This is a genomic window from Citrobacter sp. Cb023, assembly GCF_030336805.1.
GTDB lineage: Bacteria > Pseudomonadota > Gammaproteobacteria > Enterobacterales > Enterobacteriaceae > Citrobacter > Citrobacter braakii.
This window is the reverse complement of the sequence record NZ_JAOWCV010000016.1, coordinates 106550-128420: the sequence shown is the minus strand read 5'-3', so window position 1 is coordinate 128420 and position 21871 is coordinate 106550. Positions and strand designations below refer to the sequence as shown.

The window sequence follows — 21871 nt, the reverse complement described above, 5'->3', positions numbered from 1 at the left end:
TTTAATAATGCACCACAGAAACGGAACGGTACCCCTTTAACCCTTGAAGCTACTGTCCGTTTTGAGAGTTTCTCTCATACTCGAAATAACTAAAGCCAACGTGAACTTTTGCGGACCTTGAGTCCGCATTTTTTTTGCGCCCGGCGCGAATACATTCAAAAAAATATATACAAAATATAAATTACATATTCTCATCCAATTATTTAAATTAAAACCATATTAAATTAAAATAATCAAAAACATTTTGTATCATTTATATATTTGACGCCCTGTCAGGTTCATAAATAATAACCGCGCGATATTCAATATATGGCAAATCGCAAGAACACTCGTTTCTTCGCCACTCTAATTATTTAGAGTACATTCACCCATATTTTTCTAATATTTATCGAATGGAATCTTTTATGAAACTCAATACTATTTCGCGATATTTTCTCGCGGCAGGCCTGATGTCGTGCGCCGCAAACGCATTCGCTCTGGAAGCCTGGAGCGGTCAGGCAGGTGGAAACACCATTGAAGTTATTTTTGACAGTAAAGTTTATAGTAACCGCTGGTATGTAAATGCCGATAATTGCCCACAGGGCGCGTCAGCTGAAAACTGGGATAATCCGTGGAGTTATGTGCGCGATGCCACAAAAGCGGAAATCGATCAATATGGCAACCCAACCACTTGTGAATCCGGGAGCGCCACGCCTGTTGCCCACGACGCATTCAGCGCCGAAAAAGATTATGCCAAAGATGATATTGTCGCTTATCAGGATGTGACATATGAAGCGTCCAGGCCCATTCCGGCTTATTCCTTCACCCCAGGTGCCGACAATCCGTGGAAACTCTATACGCCAGTACCCGACTGGCGTTCCAGCCAGGTTTACAACAAAGGGGACGAGGTCAAAGTTGACGGCCAGTCTTATGAAGCACTGTACTATACCGTTGGCGAAAACCCTTCTATTGCAGGTAACCAGAACCCGACCGGCACCAATGGCCGTCCGTGGAAACCGTTAGGCCCAACGGTCGAATTCACCCAGGAACAATTTAAGAATGCCCCACAGATCAATTCCATTGCGTTTTACGAACCCGGCAAACTGGCGGTGTATAAAGGAACGCCTTATGTCGCCCAGACGAAAGTCAAAGGCGTTATGCCGTATGATAAAAACCCATGGGCAATTTATACCAACTGGACTGGCACCAAAGAGCGCGTAGGGACGCCGAAGAATCCGTGGCCTGCCCACGTTTATGCACCATACGTCGACTTTAGCCTGAACAGCATTCCGGATCTGGCGAAACTGGCGAAAGAGCAAAACATTACCCACTTCACCATGGCGTTTGTCGTCGCGAAAAGTGGCGAGCAGTGCATCCCAACCTGGGGTACGGCCTATAATCTGCAGGATTACTCACAGTACAGCAAAATAAAAGCGCTGCGTGAAGCCGGTGGCGATGTGATGGTTTCCATTGGCGGTGCAAATAACTCCCCGCTGGCGGCTGCCTGTAAGAATGTGAAAGATCTGCAAAAACTCTACTACGACATTGTTGATAACCTGAACCTGAACGTGCTGGATTTTGACATCGAAGGCACATGGGTGGCCGATCAGGATTCCATCGATCGCCGCAACCAGGCAGTAAAAGAGGTTCAGGCTCAGTGGAAAGAGGAAGGTCGCAAAGTCGGTATCTGGTACACCCTGCCAATTCTGCCGACCGGTCTGACGGCTGAAGGTCTGTATGTGCTGGAAAATGCGCGCCATGTCGGCGTTGAGCTGGCTGGTATTAACGTAATGACCATGGACTACGGTAATGCCGTCTGTCAGTCAGACGGTACCGAAGGGCAGAACATCCACGGTAAATGCGCCACGTCCGCCATCGACAACATGTTCACCCAGTTGAAGAAAATCTGGCCAGAGAAATCTGACAAAGAGATCAACGCCATGATGGGCACCACCCCGATGATCGGTTACAACGATGTACAGGGCGAAGTGTTCTATCTGTCCGATGCGAAACTGGTGATGGACGACGCGAAAAAACGCAACCTCGGCATGATTGGCGCGTGGTCGATGACGCGCGATCAGCCGGGCGTGGCGAAGCAGGTCAGCCCGGAGCACAGCGGCATGACCGCACAGCAGGCACCGATGTACGCATACAGCCAGGTATTTGCGCCGTTTACGCATGACAATTCCGCAGATGAAGCGTCTACCGATCTTGCCGGTGATGTGAAAGCGGTTTATATCGATGTTTTTGATGGTCAACAGCGCATCAATGTAAATTTCGATACCAGCAAGCTGAGCGGCAGTAACAGTTACTCGGTAGATGTGGATGGTAAATATGCCTTCTCTACCTCCGGCAACAGTGTCTACTACAGCTACCGTTCTAACTACGGTACGCAAAGCACGGTACGGACCGGTGGCATGTCCTACATGTTAGCGCCAGGAAAAGTGATCACCGTTAAACGTACCAATCCGAATCCTGAAATCCTGGCACAGCTCACTGTGACGAGGGATATGCAGGAAGGTAACAATCCGGTCAAGGATGCCGGTGAAGTGAAATCGTTGACGGTTAAAAAAATCAACGGCGTACCGAATGTGGTTGTTGATTTTGACGCCAAAGCGCTGGGCTGGAAAGCAGCGAACGGTTCTGCGTGGGTCGTGAAAGTGATGGGTGACGCGAAAAACGGTAACTACATCTTCAGTTGTGACAACGGTAACTGCTATTACAGCTCTGTCAAAACAGCGGGAGATATCACCACGGTAACGTCTGGTGAAAGAGACATCTCCGAAGGTGAAACCATTGTCGTTGAACGTGTTACACCGAATCCGGCAACCGTCGCCAAACTGGTTGTTACGAAAGATATGCTGAAATAATCCTTTTCGCATAAAGTCAGAACCCCGTCTGCTCACAGCGACGGGGTTCTTTTTTTTTACACCAGCCGCGCCTTCGCGTAGTCGATCGCCTGCGCCACCTGCTGTGGCGACACGCCGCCTTTCGCCGCACGTTTATCCAGGCACGATTGCAACGAGAGGATCGGATAAACGTCATCGCCAATCACCTGACTGAACTTTTGTAAGTCAGCAAGCGACAGCGCTTCCAGCGGTTTGCCCTGACGAATCGCCTCGACCACCGTCTCACCCACAATATGGTGTGCTTCGCGGAACGGGACGCCTTTTGCTACCAGATAATCCGCCAACTCGGTGGCGTTAGCATAACCCTGCTGCGCCGCTTCCTGACAACGCGGACGTTTCACCTGAATGCCATCCAGCACCAGCGCAGCCATATGCAGACAGTCCAGCCAGGTGTCGAGCGCATCGAACAGCCCTTCTTTGTCTTCCTGCATATCTTTATTGTATGCCAACGGGAGACCTTTTAAGGTCATCATCATGCCGGTCAGCGCACCCTGCACGCGACCGCATTTGCCACGGATCAACTCCAGCGCATCCGGGTTTTTCTTCTGCGGCATCAGAGATGAACCCGAAGTTACACGATCGGACAGCTCGACAAAGCCCGCTTCGCCGGTATTAAAGAAAATCAGGTCTTCAGCAAAACGCGACAGGTGCACCATGCCGATAGAAGCGCTGGAGAGTAACTCCAGCACGTGGTCACGGTCAGAAACACTGTCCAGACTGTTACGCGTCGCCGAGGCAAAGCCCAGCCAACCGGCCAGCTGCTCGCGATCGATTTCATACGCCGTACCCGCCAGCGCGCCGCAGCCCAGTGGACTGACGTCCAGACGCTTGAGCGAATCCTGCAGACGGCTCTCGTCACGCGCCAACATTTCGACATAGGCCAGACACCAATGAGCAAACGTCACCGGCTGCGCACGTTGCAGGTGGGTGTAACCCGGCATGACGGCGTCCTGGTTATTCTCTGCCGTCACCACCAGCGCACTTTGCAGCTGACGGTTGGCCGACAGTAATTCAATAACCGTGTCTTTACACCACAGTTTAAGATCGGTCGCGACCTGGTCATTACGGCTACGTCCGGTATGCAGTTTTTTACCAAGCTGGCCGACTTTATCAATCAGCTTACCTTCCACCCAGCTATGAATATCTTCGGCATCGCTTTGCAGGATCTGCTGCGGATTAACGCGAACCTCTTCCAGCAGAGTGTTCAGCGCCTCTTCCAATTGCAGTTGTTCATCGGCAGTCAGTACGCCGACCGTTACCAGCGCTTTAGACCAGGCCACAGAGCCGACAATATCCTGTTCTGCCAGGCGGTAGTCAAAACGCAACGAGTCGTTGAACTGTTTGAACCGCTGATCTGCTGCCTGTGTAAAACGCCCACCCCAAAGTGCCATAACTTGCTTCCTTAATATCTTGAATTTCAACGCCGGATGGCGCTTAGCTTATCCGGCGTACAGGTTCGGTTCACGTAGGCCCGATAAGGCATAACCGCCATCGGGTACAAAATAGTTTACGCTAAAATCCGCGTGCCAATTGGCATGCCGTTAAACAGCGCCGGCAGTTGCTCGGCATGACGCCAGGAGGCAATATCCACAGGGCGACCCAGCGTGCGCGCGGCATCCAGCGCCGCATTGACCTTCACGATCATGCCGTCAGTAATAATACCTTGTTCAATCAGTTGTTCCGCTTTCGCGGCGGTCATTTCGGCAATACGCTGGCCTTTTCCATCCAGAATACCGCTTACGTCAGAGAGCAGGATCAGATCCGCACCCAGCGTTGCCGCCAGCGCCGTTGCCGCCTGATCGGCATTAACGTTCATCAGCAGTCCGTCTTCAGTAACGCCAATGGAGCTAACTACCGGCAGAAAACCGCCTTCCAGCAGTGTGTTAATCAGCTTAGGCGAACCCGGCTGCGCCAGTCCAACATGACCCAGCGCTTTATCGAGCGGCGTCACTTTTACGCTATCGCCATCACCAAGATACAGACCCACGGATGCGATGTGGTGCTTTTTCGCCCAGGCCAGTAAGGTTTTATTCGCTGTTCCCGCCAGGGCACCGGTAATAATGTCAATTTGATCGGCTGGCGTGACGCGCAGACCATTTTTCTTTTTCACCGGCAGGTTCAGCTGCTTCATAAGATCGTCAACCACGCAGCCGCCACCGTGCACAATGACCAGCGGTCGCTGGTGCGACTCACGATAATTCACCAGTGCGGTAAACAGACGCTCCAGCGCCTCTTCGCTATCCAGTAAAACGCCGCCCAGCTTGATAATTAATGGATTCATCGTTGCACCCTTAAATAAGAGACTGCGTTTCAGCAAAGCCAAAACGAATATTTGCGCACTGCATCGCCTGTGCCGCCGCGCCTTTCAATAAGTTGTCTTCAGTTGCCACCACGATCAGGTGCTCACCCTGTACGGCAAACCCGATATCACAGAACGGTAAGCCAACCACGTTCTTCAGCGCCGGAACGCCTTTGTCATACAGACGCACCAGTGGCTTATCGCCATACGCCTGTTGCAACATTTGAGCCACTTGCGCATGGGTTACGCCCGCTTGCAAACGGCAGGTGATGGTTTCCAGAATTCCGCGCGGGAAGTTGCCCAGATGCGGGGTGAAGATCACCTCCGCACCAAGGTGAGTAGCGATTTCCGGCTGATGGCGATGGGTAAACACGCCATACGGCTGCAGGCTCACCTCACAAAAGCTGTTGGAAATAGACGCCTTACGTCCCGCGCCGCTCACGCCGCTGGTGGCGTTAATTACCGGCCACTGGCTGAGATCCAGCAGCCCGGCATCAATCAGTGGTTTCAGCGACAGCTGCGCCGCCGTCGGGTAGCAACCCGGCACGGCAATCAGATTCGCGTCTTTCAGTTGGTCTGCGCTCCACTCCGCCAGTCCATAAACCGCCTGCTCCAGCAGGTCGGGATGCTGATGGGTAAAGCCGTAATATTTTTCATAGAACGCGCCGTCGTTTACGCGAAACGCGCCCGAGAGGTCAAACACCACGCATCCGGCCTGCAAAAACTGCGGGGCCAGGTCATGGCTCACCTCATGTGCCGTTGCGAGGAACACAACGTCCACCCCTGCGCTAAACTCGCTGATATCTGACATTGGCTGTAACGGTAAATCGACAATGCCTTTCAACTGCGGATGCAAATCGGAGATTAATTTTCCTGCATCATTGCTTTGCGCTGAGACGGTCAAAGCGGTTATGGTCATATCAGGATGGCGATTTACATAGGTCACAAGCTCTGCGCCGGCATAGCCACTGGCGCCCACAATCAGCGTATTCAACATCGGGGCTGCTCACCTTCTTAGATTCTGTTGCCAGATATAAGCCTTTATCACCTCACCTTACACTTGGTGGGTTTTATTACGCTCAATGTTAATGTATTTTTATTCACAAATACTGCATGAATATTGATACTATCATGACCCGAGGTGTGTCAACAATGAAAAACAATTTACCGCCATTTATCGAGATATACCGCGCTCTGATTGCCATGCCATCGATTAGCGCCACCGAAGAAGCGCTCGACCAAAGTAATGCAGGTTTAATCACTCTGCTGGCGGGCTGGTTCAAAGATTTAGGCTTTAATGTGGAGGTCCAGCCGGTTCCCGACACGCGCAATAAATTCAATATGCTGGCAAGCATTGGACAGGGAGCCGGTGGTTTGTTGTTGGCGGGCCATACCGATACCGTCCCCTTTGACGACGGACGCTGGACGCGCGATCCGTTCACCCTGACCGAGCATGACAATAAGCTCTACGGTTTGGGTACGGCAGATATGAAAGGCTTCTTCGCCTTTATCCTCGACGCGCTGCGTGACGTCGACGTCACTCAACTGAAAAAGCCCCTGTACATTCTGGCCACTGCCGATGAAGAGACCAGCATGGCGGGAGCGCGTTATTTCTCTGAAACCACCGCTTTACGCCCGGACTGCGCGATCATTGGCGAACCCACTTCTTTGCAACCTGTCCGCGCGCACAAAGGTCATATCTCTAATGCGATTCGCATTTTGGGACAATCGGGTCACTCGAGCGATCCGGCTCGTGGCGTGAATGCCATTGAACTGATGCATGATGCCATCGGTCATATCATGAATCTGCGCGATGATCTGAAAGAGCGCTATCACCATGATGCTTTTACCGTCCCGTATCCGACGTTAAATTTGGGTCACATCCACGGCGGCGACGCCGCCAACCGAATCTGCGCCTGCTGCGAGCTGCATATGGATATTCGCCCACTGCCCGGCATGACGCTTAACGATCTCAATGGTTTACTTAACGACGCGCTGGCCCCGGTCAGCGAGCGCTGGCCGGGTCGCCTGACGGTGTCGGAGCTGCACCCGCCAATTCCAGGCTATGAGTGCCCGCCGGATCATCAACTGGTACAAGTGGTTGAGAAACTGCTGGGCGCACAGACTGAGGTGGTGAACTACTGCACCGAAGCGCCGTTTATCCAGACGCTTTGCCCGACGCTGGTGTTAGGGCCTGGTTCCATTAATCAGGCGCATCAGCCGGATGAGTATCTGGAAACTCGTTTTATTAAGCCAACCCGCGAATTGATCACCCAGGTTGTGCATCATTTCTGCTGGCATTAACCGCTTATCGCCTCGCTAACCCTTTAGTGGTAAGCGAGGTAATTTATTAACATTTCCATAAGCAAAGCTTATTTGATTCGATGTGAATTAAATAACGTAAATTCCCGTCATTTTTTCGTTTGCTGAACCGATTTCGCAGCAATTGACGTCACGACTTTTACGTGGCTTTATAAAAGACGGCTAACATACAAAGTCCGAGAGATTTCGTGTCACAGCAAGGCGGCAAGCGAGCTCATACAAGGAGCTTACATAAGTAAGTGACCAGATGGGCAAGCGCAGCCAACGCCGATGTCGTGCGAAAGATACAGGACGCATAAATTAAAGATGGGGTGTCTGGGTTAATATGAACGAACAATATTCCGCGTTGCGTAGTAATGTCAGTATGCTCGGCAAAGTGCTGGGGGAGACCATCAAGGATGCGCTGGGAGAGAACATTCTTGACCGCGTAGAAACAATCCGTAAGTTGTCCAAATCATCCCGCGCCGGCAATGAAGTCAATCGCCAGGAGCTGCTCACTACGCTGCAAAACCTGTCTAACGACGAGCTGCTGCCGGTTGCCCGCGCGTTTAGCCAGTTTCTGAACCTGGCCAACACCGCCGAGCAGTACCACAGCATTTCGCCAAAAGGCGAAGCAGCCAGCAACCCGGAAGTGATTGCTCGCACTCTGCGTAAACTGAAAGAGCAGCCCAACCTCGATGAAGCCACCATCAAAAAAGCCGTCGAATCTCTCTCCCTGGAGCTGGTTCTCACCGCCCACCCGACCGAGATCACCCGCCGTACGCTGATCCATAAAATGGGTGAAGTGAACGCCTGTCTCAAGCAACTTGATAACAAAGACCTCGTCGATTACGAGCGCCATCAGCTGATGCGCCGTCTGCGCCAGTTGATTGCCCAGTCCTGGCATACGGATGAAATCCGCAAGCTGCGCCCAAGCCCGGTTGATGAAGCCAAATGGGGCTTCGCGGTGGTTGAAAATAGCCTGTGGGAAGGCGTACCAAATTATCTGCGCGAGCTGAACGAACAACTGGAAGAGCATCTGGGCTATAAGCTGCCCGTTGATTTTGTCCCGGTTCGCTTTACCTCCTGGATGGGCGGCGACCGCGATGGCAACCCGAACGTAACGGCGGATATCACCCGTCACGTGCTGCTACTCAGCCGCTGGAAAGCGACCGATCTGTTCCTGAAAGACATTCAGTTTCTGATTTCTGAGCTGTCGATGGTGGATGCCACACCGGAACTGTTGGCGCTGGTGGGCGAAGAAGGCGCAGCAGAACCTTACCGTTATCTGATGAAAACCCTGCGTTCACGTCTGATGGCAACCCAGGCCTGGCTGGAAGCCCGTCTGAAAGGCGAGAAATTACCGAAACCTGCGGGACTTCTCACCCAAAACGAACAGCTCTGGGACCCGCTTTATGCGTGCTATCAGTCTCTGCAGGCCTGTGGCATGGGCATTATCGCCAATGGCGAATTGCTCGACACCCTACGCCGCGTGAAATGTTTCGGCGTACCGCTGGTACGTATTGATATTCGTCAGGAAAGCACCCGTCACACTGAAGCCCTTGGCGAACTGACCCGTTATCTCGGCATTGGCGACTACGAAAACTGGTCGGAAGCGGATAAACAGGCTTTCCTGATCCGCGAGCTGAACTCCAAGCGTCCGCTGCTCCCGCGTAACTGGGAGCCGAGCAACGACACCCGCGAAGTGCTCGACACCTGCCGGGTCATTGCCGAAGCCCCGTATGGCTCTATTGCTGCCTATGTTATCTCAATGGCGAAAACACCATCGGATGTACTGGCCGTACATCTGCTACTGAAAGAAGCCGGTATCGGTTTTGCTATGCCGGTTGCCCCGCTGTTTGAAACGCTGGACGACCTCAACAACGCCGATGACGTCATGTCTCAGCTCCTGAACATTGACTGGTACCGTGGCTTTATTCAGGGCAAACAGATGGTCATGATTGGCTACTCTGACTCCGCAAAAGATGCAGGCGTGATGGCGGCCTCCTGGGCGCAATATCAGGCGCAGGACGCGTTGATCAAAACCTGCGAAAAAGCCGGTATCGAACTGACGCTGTTCCACGGTCGCGGTGGCTCCATTGGTCGCGGTGGCGCGCCTGCGCATGCGGCGCTGCTCTCTCAACCACCCGGCAGCCTGAAAGGCGGTCTGCGCGTGACAGAACAAGGGGAGATGATCCGCTTTAAGTACGGCCTGCCGGAAGTGACCATCAGCAGCCTGTCGCTGTATACCGCAGCAATTCTGGAAGCCAACCTGTTACCGCCGCCAGAGCCGAAAGATAACTGGCGTCATATCATGGATGAGCTTTCCGATATTTCCTGTGAGCTCTATCGTGGATATGTGCGTGAAAACAAAGACTTCGTCCCCTACTTCCGCTCCGCAACGCCAGAGCAGGAACTGGGTAAATTACCGCTCGGTTCACGTCCGGCAAAACGTCGCCCAACCGGCGGGGTAGAGTCTCTGCGCGCCATTCCGTGGATCTTTGCCTGGACGCAGAACCGCCTGATGCTCCCGGCGTGGCTGGGTGCAGGCACCGCACTGCAAAAAGTGGTTGAAGACGGTAAGCAAAGCGAACTCGAAGCAATGTGCCGCGACTGGCCATTCTTCTCCACACGTCTTGGCATGCTGGAAATGGTTTTCGCCAAAGCAGACCTGTGGCTGGCAGAATACTACGATCAGCGCCTGGTCAAAAAAGAGCTGTGGCCGCTGGGTGAAGAGCTGCGTCAGCGCCTGGAAGCCGATATCGATGTCGTGCTGGCGATTGCCAACGACTCACATTTGATGGCCGACCTGCCGTGGATTGCCGAGTCCATTCAGTTAAGAAATATTTATACTGACCCGCTGAATGTCTTACAGGCTGAGCTGTTACACCGCTCACGCCTGGCGGAAGAGCAAGGCAATGCACCGGATCCGCGCGTTGAACAAGCGCTGATGGTGACAATCGCTGGTGTCGCAGCCGGCATGCGTAATACAGGCTAACGTCCCCCCTCGTCGCCTTCGTGCTATTGTACGAAGGCGACAACAAAAACTGCTGTCATAACCGCTTCTTTTTCAATATATTCCCGCCTGAATATATTCACATTGTGAATATATCAACAGCAAAACACGATCCTAAGATCGTGATGCTTAAGTTCCTCTTAATATTAAGTCGCTACTCTTGGCGCTACGATTAAAGACAGGCTCACATTATGCAATCCTTACAACTCCAGTCTAAACCTAAATTTAGCTGGAAAGCCCTGGGTTGGGCGCTCCTCTATTTTTGGTTTTTTTCCACTTTACTCCAGGTCGTTATTTGTTTAACCGGATATAGCGGAACTAATGGATTACGCGACTCCTTGCTATTCAGTTCGCTGTGGTTGATCCCGGTATTTTTATTTCCAAACCGTATCCGTATTATTGCTGCCGTCATTGGCATGGTGCTATGGGCGGCCTCGCTGGCTGCTCTGAGCTATTACGTCATCTACGGACAAGAGTTCTCACAAAGCGTTCTGTATGTGATGTTTGAAACCAATGCGAACGAAGCCAGCGAATATCTCAGCCAGTATTTCAGCCTAAAAATTGTTCTTATCGCCCTGGCCTATACAGCTATCGCTATTCTGCTGTGGACGCGTCTGCGCCCTGTTCATATTCCATCGCCCTGGCGCTATCTGGTGTCGTTTGCGTTGTTATACGGTTTGATTCTGCATCCGATAGCCGTTAACACTTTCATCAAACACAAGCCGTTTGAAAAAACGTTGAATGGTCTCGCCTCACGTATGGAGCCCGCCGCACCGTGGCAATTCATCTCCGGGTATTATCAGTACCGTCAGCAGTTGACCTCACTCAATAGCCTGCTGAATGAGAACAATGCCCTGCCGCCGCTGGCTAACTTCAGAGATAACTCCGGCGATGCTCCACGTACGCTGGTGCTGGTCATTGGCGAGTCAACGCAGCGTGGTCGCATGAGCCTGTATGGTTACCCGCGCGAAACGACGCCAGAACTGGATGCATTGCATAAATCCGATCCTAACTTCACCGTATTCAATAATGTCGTGACCTCACGTCCGTACACCATTGAAATCCTGCAGCAGGCGCTGACCTTCGCCAACGAGAAGAATCCGGACCTGTACCTGACTCAACCGTCTCTGATGAATATGATGAAACAGGCAGGTTATAAAACCTTCTGGATCACCAATCAGCAGACGATGACGGCTCGCAACACCATGCTGACCGTGTTCTCTAAGCAGACGGATAAGCAGTTCTATATGAATCAGCAGCGTACGCAAAGTGCGCGCGAATATGACAGCAATGTGCTGGCGCCATTTAAAGAAGTACTGGCCGACCCGGCACCGAAAAAGTTCATCATCGTGCACCTGCTGGGTACGCATATTAAGTACAAATTCCGCTATCCGGATGGTCAGGGTAAATTCGATAACAATGTCGACAACGTTCCCCCCGGCCTGGATGATGATGAGCTGGAAGCATACAACGATTACGACAGCGCGAATGTCTACAATGACCATATCATTGCGAGTCTGATCAAAGACTATAAAGCGACCGATCCGAACGGCTTCCTGCTCTACTTCTCCGATCACGGGGAGGAGGTATACGATACGCCACCGCATAAAACGCAGGGTCGTAATGAAGACAACCCGACGCGCCATATGTATACGGTACCGTTCCTGCTGTGGACCTCTGAAAAATGGCAGGCTGCACACCCGCGTGACTTCTCACAGGATGTGAATCGTAAATACAGCAGCTCAGAGCTTATCCACACCTGGTCTGATTTAGCGGGCTTCACCTACGACGGGTTTGATCCGACCCGATCCATTACCAGCCCGCAGTTCAAAGAGACGACCCGCTGGATTGGCAATCCGTACAAAAAGAATGCCCTGATTGATTACGATAGCCTGCCGTACGGCGATCAAATCGGTAATCAGTAATACTCGTATCGGCCACTCTTAAAGAGTGGCCTTTTTTTATGATGGCGGTTACTGTTTCCCCTGTCTGCTGCCTGCAAGGGATTAACATGTATCACGACGTCAGCCATCTTCTCTCCCGCCTGATTAACGGCCCCACGCCGCTGCGTCAGGTTTATTTTGCCAGCACCAGTAGCTCAACGCCGGAGCTGGCGTATCAGGTCGATTTTCCCCGGCTGGAAATTGTGCTGGAAGGTGAGTTCATCGATAACGGAGTTACTGGCGCATCCGCGACGTTACTGCCTTACGATGTGCTATTCGTTCCGGCTGGCAGCTGGAACTTTCCGCAGTGGCTCACACCGGTCACCACGCTCAGCATTCTGTTCGGCAAACAGCAACTGGGTTTCAGCATCGTCCAGTGGGACGGCAAGCAATATCATAATCTTACCCGCCAGCACGTCGCGCGGCGTGGGCCACGAATTGGCTCTTTCCTGCTGCAAACGCTCAATGAAATGCAGATGCAACCGCAGGAGCAACAAACCGCCAGGCTAATCGTTGCGAGCTTACTGAGCCACTGCCGCGATCTGCTGGGCAGCCAGATCCAGACCGCATCACGCAGTCAGGCGCTTTTCGAAGCCATTCGCGACTATATTGATGAACGCTACGCTTCGCCGCTCACCCGAGAATCCGTCGCGCAGGCGTTTTACATCTCACCCAATTACCTCTCCCACCTGTTTCAAAAAACGGGCGCTATCGGGTTTAACGAATACCTGAATCACACGCGACTGGAACACGCGAAAACGCTGCTGAAGGGTTATGAGCTGAAGATCAAAGAAGTGGCGCATACCTGTGGGTTTGTTGACAGCAACTATTTCTGCCGCCTGTTTCGCAAAAATACCGAACGTTCGCCGTCAGAATATCGTCGGCAATACCACAGCCAGCTGACGGAGATAAAAGCTAATCCAAAGTAAGATGTGTGTACTGTGGTGCAGAAAGCAGCTTTCGCACAGCGCTCATCACCCGCTGCGGCTCACGCAGAAATGCGCTAATGCCCGACTGGACGTATCGGCTCTGCGTAAATCGCTCTGCTCCTGCCAGTTCAATATCGGTAATGAGCAACACCGCATCAGCACGGTTAATATCCTCTTCCGTCAGGCGATTTTCGGTACCCAACGCGCCCTGAGTTTCAATCTTGATGCTCCATTTCTCCTGCTGGCAGAGTTTCTCCAGCCGTTCAGCAGCCATATAAGTATGGGCCACGCCGCTTACGCACGCGGTGACAGCAACCAGATATCGTACAGGTGCGATGGCCATACTATCCTCCTACTGTTACCTGAAATCCGGCGCATTCTGCCATCTTACGTATAAAATCTATCTCTTGCGCCGACGGGACGGGCACTTCTTTCATCGACCAGGGTAATCCGAGCAGGTTGTATTTCGGTTCGCCATATTGATGAAACGGTAGCAGGTGTACCTGCTTTATGCCTAATGATGACAACAGCGTCAACGCCTGCTGCGTGTTCTCTACATTCATCGTAAAGCCCGGAATCAGCGGCAGGCGAGGTATGATATTAACCCCTTCAGCGACCATTAGTCGTAAATTCGCCAGCACGCGCGGCAGGTTCATATTAATGGTCTCACGCGCCAAATGGACATCCATAATTTTGAGGTCAAACAGCACCTCATCGCACTCTCTTGCCAGCGATAACAAACGACTGGCTGGCGCATCGCCAGCCGTTTCAATCGCGCAGCGAACATCCCAGCGCCGCAGACGTTGCAGGAATCGTACGGCAAAGGGCGCTTGCATCAGCACTTCACCACCGGAAAGCGTCACCCCCCCGCCAGAGGTGCGAAAGAAAATATCATCTTTCATCACTTCACGTTCCAGCTCGTCCAGCGAGATATCACGACCGATACGTTCAAACGCACCGGAGGGACACTCATCAGCATCACGTAGACAGGGTGTACAGTGCAGGCATTTACTCTCCCGCCGTACTGTTTCAATTCGTGGGGAGAGAGATTCAGGGTTGGCGCACCACGGGCAGGTATGCGGACAACCTTTAAAGAAGACTACCGTACGAATACCCTGTCCATCATTCAGTGAGTAACGCTGAATATTGAATATACGCGCGACGTCCTCGCCACGTGGGTCAATAACCTCACAGCTGATGCGCGGTGCGGCGAATGATGTCATCCTGGATCTCCTTCGACAGCTCGACAAAGAAGGCGCTGTAACCCGCCACGCGCACCACCAGCCCGGCGAAATCTTGTGGGCGCTGCTGCGCTTCTCGCAATGTGTCGGCATTCACCACATTAAACTGGATGTGCTGGAGCTTGAGCTGGGTAAATGCCCGCAGAAAATCCGCCAGCTTGCGTAAACCAGCCTCACCTTCCAGTGTGGCTGGCGTAAACTTCACGTTCAGCAAAGTCCCATTGGAAAGCAATGTGTTATCCAGCTTGCTGACCGATTTCAATACCGCCGTCGGCCCTTGCATATCCTGCCCCAGCATCGGCGACAGCCCCCCGTCCGCCAACTGTTCCCCGGCGAAGCGACCATCTGGTGTCGCTCCGACGACCGAACCCAGCGGCACGTGCGCAGAGACAGTATATGAACCCGGTGTAAATTGCCCGCCGCGTGGATTCTGGTATTTCTCTACCTCTTTGCAGTAATGACGCAGCAGTTCGGCGCTGATGTTATCTACATCATCAATATCGTTGCCGTATTTTTCGAAGCGGTTAATCAGCCGGGCGCGAATTTTCTCGCCTTCCGGGGTAGCAAAGTTGTCTTTTAGCACCGACAAAAGTTCGTCAAAAGTTAAGCGCTGTTGTTCAAATACCAGTCCATTGAGCGCATGCAGCGAATCGCTCAGGTTCGCAATGCCGATCCCCTGTACGCCGGAGAAGTTATAACGCGCGCCGCCGTCGGTAATATCACACCCTTTATCCAGGCAATCGCTAATAAACGAGGAGAGCAGCGGCACCGGCGCCCAGTCGCGATGACCGATATCGCAGATATTACTGCCTTCGACCATCAACGTAATGTAGTGGCTGATTTTGGCACGAATATGCTTCAACAGGTCTTCGTACGTCAGCGCGCGATTGCCTTCGTTCTCATGCAGGCAGATTTCCATTACTTTCAGCAGATTAAACATGGCGATGTCGTGCAAACCGTATGTTCTGCCTGGAATAGACAGCTCGACACAGCCGACTACCGCGTAATCTCGCGCATCTTCCAGCGAGACGCCACGGTTAAGAAATGCGGGCACCACCACTTCATCATTAAAGATTTGCGGGATGCCGGTCCCGAGGCGAATGGTCTGTGCCGTTTTCATCAGGAACGGCGTATCGATCAACGCGTTCGTGCGCACACCGAGATTTGGTTGCGGCAGTTGTACGCTCTGATAAGCATCAAGACAGAGAAACGACAGTACGTTTACCGCACTACGACCATTTTCCGTCAATCCCCCAAGCAGTGCGGTGTAACCCGTTGGGAAGCCAGCGAAATAACGCGCGCTGCTGGTGGATCGCAGCAGTACAATGTCATTGCATTTCACCCATAGCGATTCGAGGATTTCTTTTAAGAATGCAGGATCTTCCCCCTGCGTCAGCGAGGTCTGATAAAACGGCAGCATATACTGGTCGAAGCGTCCGAGTGAGAGCGAACTGGCGTTGGACTCATATTGCAAAATAATGTTCATGTACCAGAACAGCTGACATGCTTGCCAGAAGGTTTGTGGCTTATGCTGGGCGTTATGCCGGGAGTTTTCTGTAATCGTCAGCAATTCCTGACGTCGCTGCGCATCCGGGCAGTTTTCCGCCATTTTTTCTGCCAGCAGGGCGTAACGCAGAATGTGGCTTTGCGAAGCCTCAAGCAGCAACAGAGCAGCCTGATAAAAGTGGTTATCCGGCTGCTGCAGACAATGCGCCCGCATCTGCGCTACCAGTTCGCCAAGCCCGAGATTCAACAGGCGTGGATAATCAATAATGATATGCCCCTGACCTTTATCCGTCTGGTTAACGCTAAAAATCTGCGTACGGACAGCGGCTTTTACCTCATCGGTCATCTGACCGTTGATGAAATCTTTCATCGACCGCTTTTCCCAGTACGGATACAGCACATCGCGATAGAGATGTTTATCCTCTTCGCTGATGTCAAAACGGTCCTGCGGACGGGTTGGAAACTGCTCCAGCTCGTTGAGCAGCCAGTAAGGATCCATTTCCGGCGACATTATGCCCGCCCGCGGTTTAACGGTACGGTTCCCGGCTATCAGTTCCTCATCACGAATCGATATTTCAACGTGCTCAAGAATATATGCGGTGGCTTTCGCCCGCCGCAGAATAACCGGCTCTCCCTCCGTCTGCTGGTGGCTGGCGGTATATAGCAGCGCACGCTCAAGCGAAATTTCGCGGTTATTCTGAAACAGAGCGTTTTTTAAACGTTGGATACGGTTAGTCATGAGGAACTCCTGTAGAAAAACTGATGCCAGATGGCGCTGTGCTTATCTGGCCTACGTATCAGTAGGCCGGATAAGTCGCCCCCCCCCTCCGGCAAACAAACCGTTATGCGGTTTGCGCAAGGTGTGCGCCAATCTTGTTCATGATGGCGTCGGCACGTTTCACTGCATCGCTGATGTTGACACGAACGATAGTTTTGCCCGCAAAACGCTCTTCAAACTTAATACCAATGTCTTTGGTCAGAATCACCATGTCGGCTTCTGCCACATCCGCCGCGGTCAGTTCGTTTTCCAGACCGATCGACCCCTGAGTCTCAACCTTTACTTCCCACCCCTTGGCTTTAGCGGCGCTTTCCAGCGCTTCGGCGGCCATATAGGTGTGGGCAACGCCAGAAGGACATGCAGTTACTGCGATAATCTTGGTCATGACTCATTCCTCGCTTAATTCATTTCAAAATCTAAATCCAGGTCGTCTTCTTTCTGGTCGACCTGAGACACTTTTTTCCGCGCCAGACTTTTCAGTACGTTAACGCACACAGCGGTCACTACAGCCCCCACGGCAACCGCCGCGATATAACCCAATTTTCCTTCCACGACCGGCAGAACAATCAGCCCGCCCCAGCCGGCATAACACTGCGCACCAAACAGCGCGGCGGTTACCGTGCCGCAGGCGGAACCCACCATAATGGATGGGATAACGCGCAGCGGATCGGCGGCAGCAAAAGGAATTGCGCCTTCCGTTACGCCAACGCAGCCCATCACCAGCGCGGCTTTACCGGCTTCACGTTCTTCAGAAGAGAAATTCTTACGACCAATCAGCGTCGCCAAACCTAAGCCCAGCGGCGGCACGCAGATCCCTACCGCGGCGATTGCCACCACGGTATAAACACCCTGCGCCACGCAAATCAGCATGAAGGCGTAGGCAACTTTGTTAATCGGCCCACCCATATCGAAGGCCAACATCAGTCCCATAATTACCGCCAGCAGCACGATGCTGCCTTGCTGCATACCCTGCAGCCACTCGGTTAGGCTAGTGGTTAACGCACCAACGGGTTCTCCCAGGCCCCACATCATGATGCCTGCGGTGATAAAAGTGCCGACAATAGGAATAACGAAGATAGGCATTACCGATCGCAACACCTTATGTACGGGGATCTTCTTCAGATAATGGACGACGATACCGCCAATAATCCCGGCAATTAGCGCGCCGAAAAAACCTGCGCCGAAGCTGTTTCCCACCCATGCGCCAATCGCACAAGGGGCGAGAGCAGAACGTTCAGCAATGGAATAACCAATGTAAGCGGCAAGGAATGGCACCATCAACGTCAGCCCTGCGACGCCAATATCAAACAGTTTCTTGAGATTAGGATCGGTCGCCGCATCCGGTACCGCGCCCTTGCCATACAACATGACGGAGACCGCCAGCAAAATTCCACCCGCGACTACGAAGGGGATCATATGCGAAACACCCGTCATCAGGTGCTGACGGGTATTTTTCAGGATTTGTACCAACTCTTTCATAAGTCGCTCCCAGGCTGCCTAAAGCCCATATCCATAAACTTGTTGCGGAAAACAATAGGCAATCCGACGCGGCGCAAACAGTGGATAAAAAGGCCATTTGCTGGACTTTTGTAATGTCAGCGCAAAAATGCGATCCGCCTCATAACTTGTAGTTTCTCGGAGTTTATAGAGGACATGCTGACTTGTGAGGGATATCTCACTTTGATGGTTACATTACATTTATCCAGTTTTTGGCAGATTTGTCAGATGGCAGGTTCAGGCGTTGCCCTTTTATCCTGTAGCGAGAAATCGTTATGGGAGATGAGGCTATGGCCCTGATTGTGGAATTTACCTGTGAGCTGCCCAATGGCGTACATGCGCGCCCGGCAAGTCACATAGAAACGCAGTGCAACACCTTTACTTCGCACATTGAGTGGCACAACCTGCGTACCGAACGTAGGGGTAACGCCAAGAGCGCATTGGCACTGATTGGCACCGATACTCTGGCGGGTGATAGCTGCCAGTTGCTGATTTCCGGTGCAGATGAACAGGCAGCCCACCAGCATTTAACCCAATGGTTACGTAATGAATTTCCACACTGCGATGCACCGCTAGCGGAAGCCAAAAGCAACGAGCTGGAGCCACTTCCTGCATCCCTCACCAATCTAAACCCACAGCTTTTTCGCGCTCGCACCGTCTGCAGCGGCAGTGCGGGAGGCGTACTTAGTCTGCTCTCTTCGCTGGATCTCAACGCCCTTAACAATCTCCCATCCGCTAAAGATATTGAAACCGAGCAGGCGGCACTGGATAACGGCTTAACGCTGCTGATGAAGAATATTGCGTTTCGGTTACTCGACAGCGACGGCGCAACCAGTGCGATTCTGGAAGCACACCGCTCGCTGGCAAGCGACCTCTCACTGCGTCAGCACCTGCTCGCTGGAGTATCTCGCGGGTTAAGCTGCGCCCAGGCGATTGTCGAAAGTGCCGGACATTTTTGTGATGAATTCGCCCGCTCCAGCAGCAGTTATTTACAGGAACGTGCGCTGGATGTGCGCGATGTCTGCTTCCAGCTTCTGCAGCAAATTTATGGAGAGCAGCGTTTCCCTGCGCCGGGAAAACTAACCCAGCCTACGGTCTGTATGGCGGACGAGCTCACACCGAGCCAGTTCCTCGAACTGGACAAAACATTGCTGAAAGGCTTGCTGTTAAAAAGCGGCGGTACCACTTCACACACGGTGATTCTCGCCCGGTCATTCAACATTCCTACGCTGGTTGGCGTGGATATTGAATCCTTGATGCCATGGCTGCAGCAAACGGTTTATATCGATGGTAACGCAGGAGCGGTCATTGTTGCCCCTGATGAATCCGTCGTACGTTACTACCAGCAGGAAGCCCGTATCCAGGATGCCATTCGAGAACAACAACGTATCTGGCTGACCCAGGAGGCGCGCACGGGTGATGGCATCCGCATGGAAGTCGCCGCCAACATCGCCCATTCCGTGGAAGCGCAAGCAGCCTTTGGCAACGGTGCGGAAGCGGTTGGCCTGTTTCGCACGGAAATGCTGTATATGGACCGTACCTGCGCCCCGGATGAGAACGAGCTATACAACATTTTCTGCCAGGCGCTGGAGCCCGCGCAGGGACGCAGCATCATTGTGCGCACCATGGATATCGGCGGTGATAAACCCGTTGATTACCTGAATATTCCTGCCGAAGCCAACCCGTTCCTCGGTTATCGCGCGGTGCGTATCTATGAAGAATACGCCGCTTTGTTTACCACACAACTGCGATCGATCCTGCGCGCATCAGCGCACGGTAGCCTGAAAATCATGATCCCAATGATCTCCTCTATGGAAGAGATCCTGTGGGTCAAAGAGAAGCTGGCCGAAGCCAAACAGCAACTGCGTACTGAACACATCCCGTTTGATGAGAAGATCCCGCTCGGTATCATGCTGGAGGTTCCGTCAGTGATGTTCATCATCGATCAATGCTGCGAAGAAATTGATTTCTTTAGTATTGGCAGTAATGACCTGACGCAATACCTGCTGGCGGTCGACCGCGACAACGCCAAAGTTACCCGCCATTACAACAGCCTGAATCCAGCCTTCTTGCGCGCACTGGATTACGCCGTACAGGCGGTACATCGTCAGGGGAAATGGATTGGCCTGTGCGGCGAACTTGGCGCTAAAGGTTCAGTACTACCGCTGCTTGTGGGACTGGGTCTGGACGAGATCAGCATGAGCGCTCCCTCCATTCCCGCCGCCAAAGCGCGGATGGCGCAACTTGACAGCCGCGCCTGCCGTCAGTTGCTGAATCAAGCAATGGCGTGTCGAACGTCGCTGGAGGTCGAACATCTGCTGGCCCAGTTCCGCATGACCCAACAGGATACCCCTCTGGTTACCGCCGAGTGCATCACGCTGGATAGCGACTGGCGTAGTAAAGAGGAGGTCATCAAAGGGATGACCGACAACCTCCTGCTGGCAGGTCGTTGCCGCTATCCGCGTAAACTGGAAGCCGATCTGTGGGCGCGCGAAGCGGTCTTCTCTACCGGATTAGGTTTTAGCTTCGCCATTCCACACAGCAAATCAGAACATATTGAGCAGTCCACTATCAGCGTAGCGCGCCTGCAAGCGCCGGTACGTTGGGGTGATGATGATGCGCAGTTCATTATTATGCTGACGCTCAACAAACACGCCGCGGGCGACCAGCATATGCGTATTTTCTCGCGTCTGGCACGGCGCATTATGCATGAAGAATTCCGTAACGCGCTGGTTAACGCCGTCTCTGCCGACGCTATCGCCAGCCTGCTGCAACATGAACTTGAACTTTAAAGAGGGTGTTTTTGTATGGAACTTTACCTTGATACCGCCAACGTCGCGGAAGTCGAACGTCTGGCACGCATCTTCCCAATCGCGGGTGTCACCACCAACCCAAGCATTGTGGCAGTAAACAAAGAATCCATCTGGGATGTGCTGCCGCGCCTGCAAAACGCCATTGGCGAAGAGGGCATTCTGTTTGCCCAAACCATGAGCCGAGACGCACAAGGCATGGTGGAGGAAGCCAAACGTCTGAGCAACGCGGTCCCCGGTCTGGTGGTAAAAATCCCGGTGACATCCGAAGGTCTGGCCGCGATCAAGATGCTGAAAAAAGAGGGTATCACCACGCTGGGAACCGCCGTGTACAGTGCCTCTCAGGGGCTGCTGGCAGCGCTGGCGGGGGCGAAATATATCGCGCCTTACGTTAACCGTATTGACGCGCAGGGCGGCGACGGAATTCGCACGGTACAAGAACTGCAAACGTTACTGGAACTGCATGCGCCCAACAGCATGGTACTGGCAGCCAGCTTTAAAACCCCTCGTCAGGCGCTGGATTGCTTACTAGCAGGATGCGAAGCAATCACCCTGCCATTAGACGTAGCGCAACAAATGCTCAATACCCCTGCGGTAGAGTCAGCAATAGAGAAGTTTGAACATGACTGGAACAATACATTTGGTCACATCAACCTGTGAGGG

Annotated in this window: 15 protein-coding genes; 7 read left to right on the top strand and 8 right to left on the bottom strand. The window is 52.7% G+C overall.

Features of this window, described 5'->3' with window-relative positions:
* Positions 1-404: 404 nt before the first annotated feature.
* Positions 405-2849, top strand: a complete 2445-nt coding sequence (locus OGW44_RS00670; protein ID WP_019077893.1) for a glycosyl hydrolase family 18 protein — start codon at positions 405-407, stop codon at positions 2847-2849.
* Positions 2850-2905: 56 nt separating this feature from the next.
* Here the strand turns inward: OGW44_RS00670 and argH are convergent, their stop codons facing one another.
* From argH to argC, 3 genes are all read right to left on the bottom strand, one after another.
* Positions 2906-4279: an argininosuccinate lyase gene (gene argH, locus OGW44_RS00665; protein ID WP_185655083.1), complete on the bottom strand. Its 1374-nt coding sequence runs from the start codon at positions 4277-4279 to the stop codon at positions 2906-2908.
* Between the two features lie 116 nt (positions 4280-4395).
* On the bottom strand, positions 4396-5169 hold the full coding sequence (argB, locus tag OGW44_RS00660; RefSeq protein ID WP_016155288.1) for an acetylglutamate kinase: 774 nt from the start codon (positions 5167-5169) through the stop codon (positions 4396-4398).
* A 10-nt stretch (positions 5170-5179) separates the two neighbouring features.
* A complete protein-coding gene (gene argC / locus OGW44_RS00655; protein ID WP_185655082.1) occupies positions 5180-6184 on the bottom strand; it encodes an N-acetyl-gamma-glutamyl-phosphate reductase in 1005 nt (334 codons plus the stop codon).
* A gap of 155 nt (positions 6185-6339) precedes the next feature.
* On the opposite strand from argC, the gene argE reads away from it, so the two are divergent.
* From argE to OGW44_RS00635, 4 genes are all read left to right on the top strand, one after another.
* Complete coding sequence (gene argE / locus OGW44_RS00650) at positions 6340-7491, top strand: acetylornithine deacetylase (protein WP_016155286.1); 1152 nt, start codon at positions 6340-6342, stop codon at positions 7489-7491.
* Positions 7492-7834: 343 nt separating this feature from the next.
* Positions 7835-10486, top strand: a complete 2652-nt coding sequence (ppc, locus tag OGW44_RS00645) for a phosphoenolpyruvate carboxylase (RefSeq protein ID WP_016157932.1) — start codon at positions 7835-7837, stop codon at positions 10484-10486.
* A gap of 209 nt (positions 10487-10695) precedes the next feature.
* Positions 10696-12429 (top strand): phosphoethanolamine transferase CptA, encoded by a 1734-nt coding sequence (locus OGW44_RS00640; protein ID WP_155554053.1) that lies wholly within the window; start codon positions 10696-10698, stop codon positions 12427-12429.
* A gap of 86 nt (positions 12430-12515) precedes the next feature.
* Positions 12516-13376, top strand: a complete 861-nt coding sequence (locus OGW44_RS00635) for a helix-turn-helix transcriptional regulator (RefSeq protein ID WP_185655088.1) — start codon at positions 12516-12518, stop codon at positions 13374-13376.
* On the opposite strand, the gene OGW44_RS00630 is transcribed toward OGW44_RS00635, so the two are convergent.
* From OGW44_RS00630 to OGW44_RS00610, 5 genes are all read right to left on the bottom strand, one after another.
* A complete protein-coding gene (locus OGW44_RS00630; protein WP_185655081.1) occupies positions 13363-13719 on the bottom strand; it encodes a PTS fructose-like transporter subunit IIB in 357 nt (118 codons plus the stop codon). The genes OGW44_RS00635 and OGW44_RS00630 overlap by 14 nt on opposite strands.
* A 1-nt stretch (position 13720) precedes the next feature.
* The gene (locus OGW44_RS00625) at positions 13721-14599 is read right to left on the bottom strand and encodes a [formate-C-acetyltransferase]-activating enzyme (protein WP_115191119.1); all 879 of its coding nucleotides are present in this window, start codon (positions 14597-14599) and stop codon (positions 13721-13723) included.
* The gene (locus OGW44_RS00620; protein WP_185655080.1) at positions 14565-16862 is read right to left on the bottom strand and encodes a formate C-acetyltransferase; all 2298 of its coding nucleotides are present in this window, start codon (positions 16860-16862) and stop codon (positions 14565-14567) included. The genes OGW44_RS00625 and OGW44_RS00620 overlap by 35 nt, the downstream gene beginning before the upstream one ends.
* 103 nt (positions 16863-16965) lie before the next feature.
* Entirely contained in the window at positions 16966-17286 is a 321-nt protein-coding gene (locus OGW44_RS00615; protein WP_016155279.1) for a PTS fructose-like transporter subunit IIB, read from the bottom strand.
* 14 nt (positions 17287-17300) lie between these two features.
* Entirely contained in the window at positions 17301-18380 is a 1080-nt protein-coding gene (locus OGW44_RS00610) for a PTS fructose transporter subunit EIIC (protein ID WP_003825153.1), read from the bottom strand.
* Positions 18381-18688: 308 nt separating this feature from the next.
* Here OGW44_RS00610 and ptsP point away from each other — a divergent pair, with 308 nt between their 5' ends.
* Together ptsP and fsa are read left to right on the top strand one after the other, a co-directional pair.
* Positions 18689-21190, top strand: coding sequence for a phosphoenolpyruvate--protein phosphotransferase (gene ptsP / locus OGW44_RS00605; protein WP_185655087.1), 2502 nt, complete (start codon positions 18689-18691; stop codon positions 21188-21190).
* A gap of 15 nt (positions 21191-21205) precedes the next feature.
* A complete protein-coding gene (gene fsa, locus OGW44_RS00600) occupies positions 21206-21868 on the top strand; it encodes a fructose-6-phosphate aldolase (protein ID WP_185655079.1) in 663 nt (220 codons plus the stop codon).
* Positions 21869-21871: the final 3 nt, after the last annotated feature.

Bases quoted from the DNA above. Each gene is read 5' to 3' on its own strand.
- OGW44_RS00670 (WP_019077893.1), top strand. From the start codon at position 405: ATGAAACTCAATACTATTTCGCGATATTTTCTCGCGGCAGGCCTGATG.
- argH (WP_185655083.1), bottom strand. From the start codon at position 4,279: ATGGCACTTTGGGGTGGGCGTTTTACACAGGCAGCAGATCAGCGGTTC.
- argB (WP_016155288.1), bottom strand. From the start codon at position 5,169: ATGAATCCATTAATTATCAAGCTGGGCGGCGTTTTACTGGATAGCGAA.
- argC (WP_185655082.1), bottom strand. From the start codon at position 6,184: ATGTTGAATACGCTGATTGTGGGCGCCAGTGGCTATGCCGGCGCAGAG.
- argE (WP_016155286.1), top strand. From the start codon at position 6,340: ATGAAAAACAATTTACCGCCATTTATCGAGATATACCGCGCTCTGATT.
- ppc (WP_016157932.1), top strand. From the start codon at position 7,835: ATGAACGAACAATATTCCGCGTTGCGTAGTAATGTCAGTATGCTCGGC.
- OGW44_RS00640 (WP_155554053.1), top strand. From the start codon at position 10,696: ATGCAATCCTTACAACTCCAGTCTAAACCTAAATTTAGCTGGAAAGCC.
- OGW44_RS00635 (WP_185655088.1), top strand. From the start codon at position 12,516: ATGTATCACGACGTCAGCCATCTTCTCTCCCGCCTGATTAACGGCCCC.
- OGW44_RS00630 (WP_185655081.1), bottom strand. From the start codon at position 13,719: ATGGCCATCGCACCTGTACGATATCTGGTTGCTGTCACCGCGTGCGTA.
- OGW44_RS00625 (WP_115191119.1), bottom strand. From the start codon at position 14,599: ATGACATCATTCGCCGCACCGCGCATCAGCTGTGAGGTTATTGACCCA.
- OGW44_RS00620 (WP_185655080.1), bottom strand. From the start codon at position 16,862: ATGACTAACCGTATCCAACGTTTAAAAAACGCTCTGTTTCAGAATAAC.
- OGW44_RS00615 (WP_016155279.1), bottom strand. From the start codon at position 17,286: ATGACCAAGATTATCGCAGTAACTGCATGTCCTTCTGGCGTTGCCCAC.
- OGW44_RS00610 (WP_003825153.1), bottom strand. From the start codon at position 18,380: ATGAAAGAGTTGGTACAAATCCTGAAAAATACCCGTCAGCACCTGATG.
- ptsP (WP_185655087.1), top strand. From the start codon at position 18,689: ATGGCCCTGATTGTGGAATTTACCTGTGAGCTGCCCAATGGCGTACAT.
- fsa (WP_185655079.1), top strand. From the start codon at position 21,206: ATGGAACTTTACCTTGATACCGCCAACGTCGCGGAAGTCGAACGTCTG.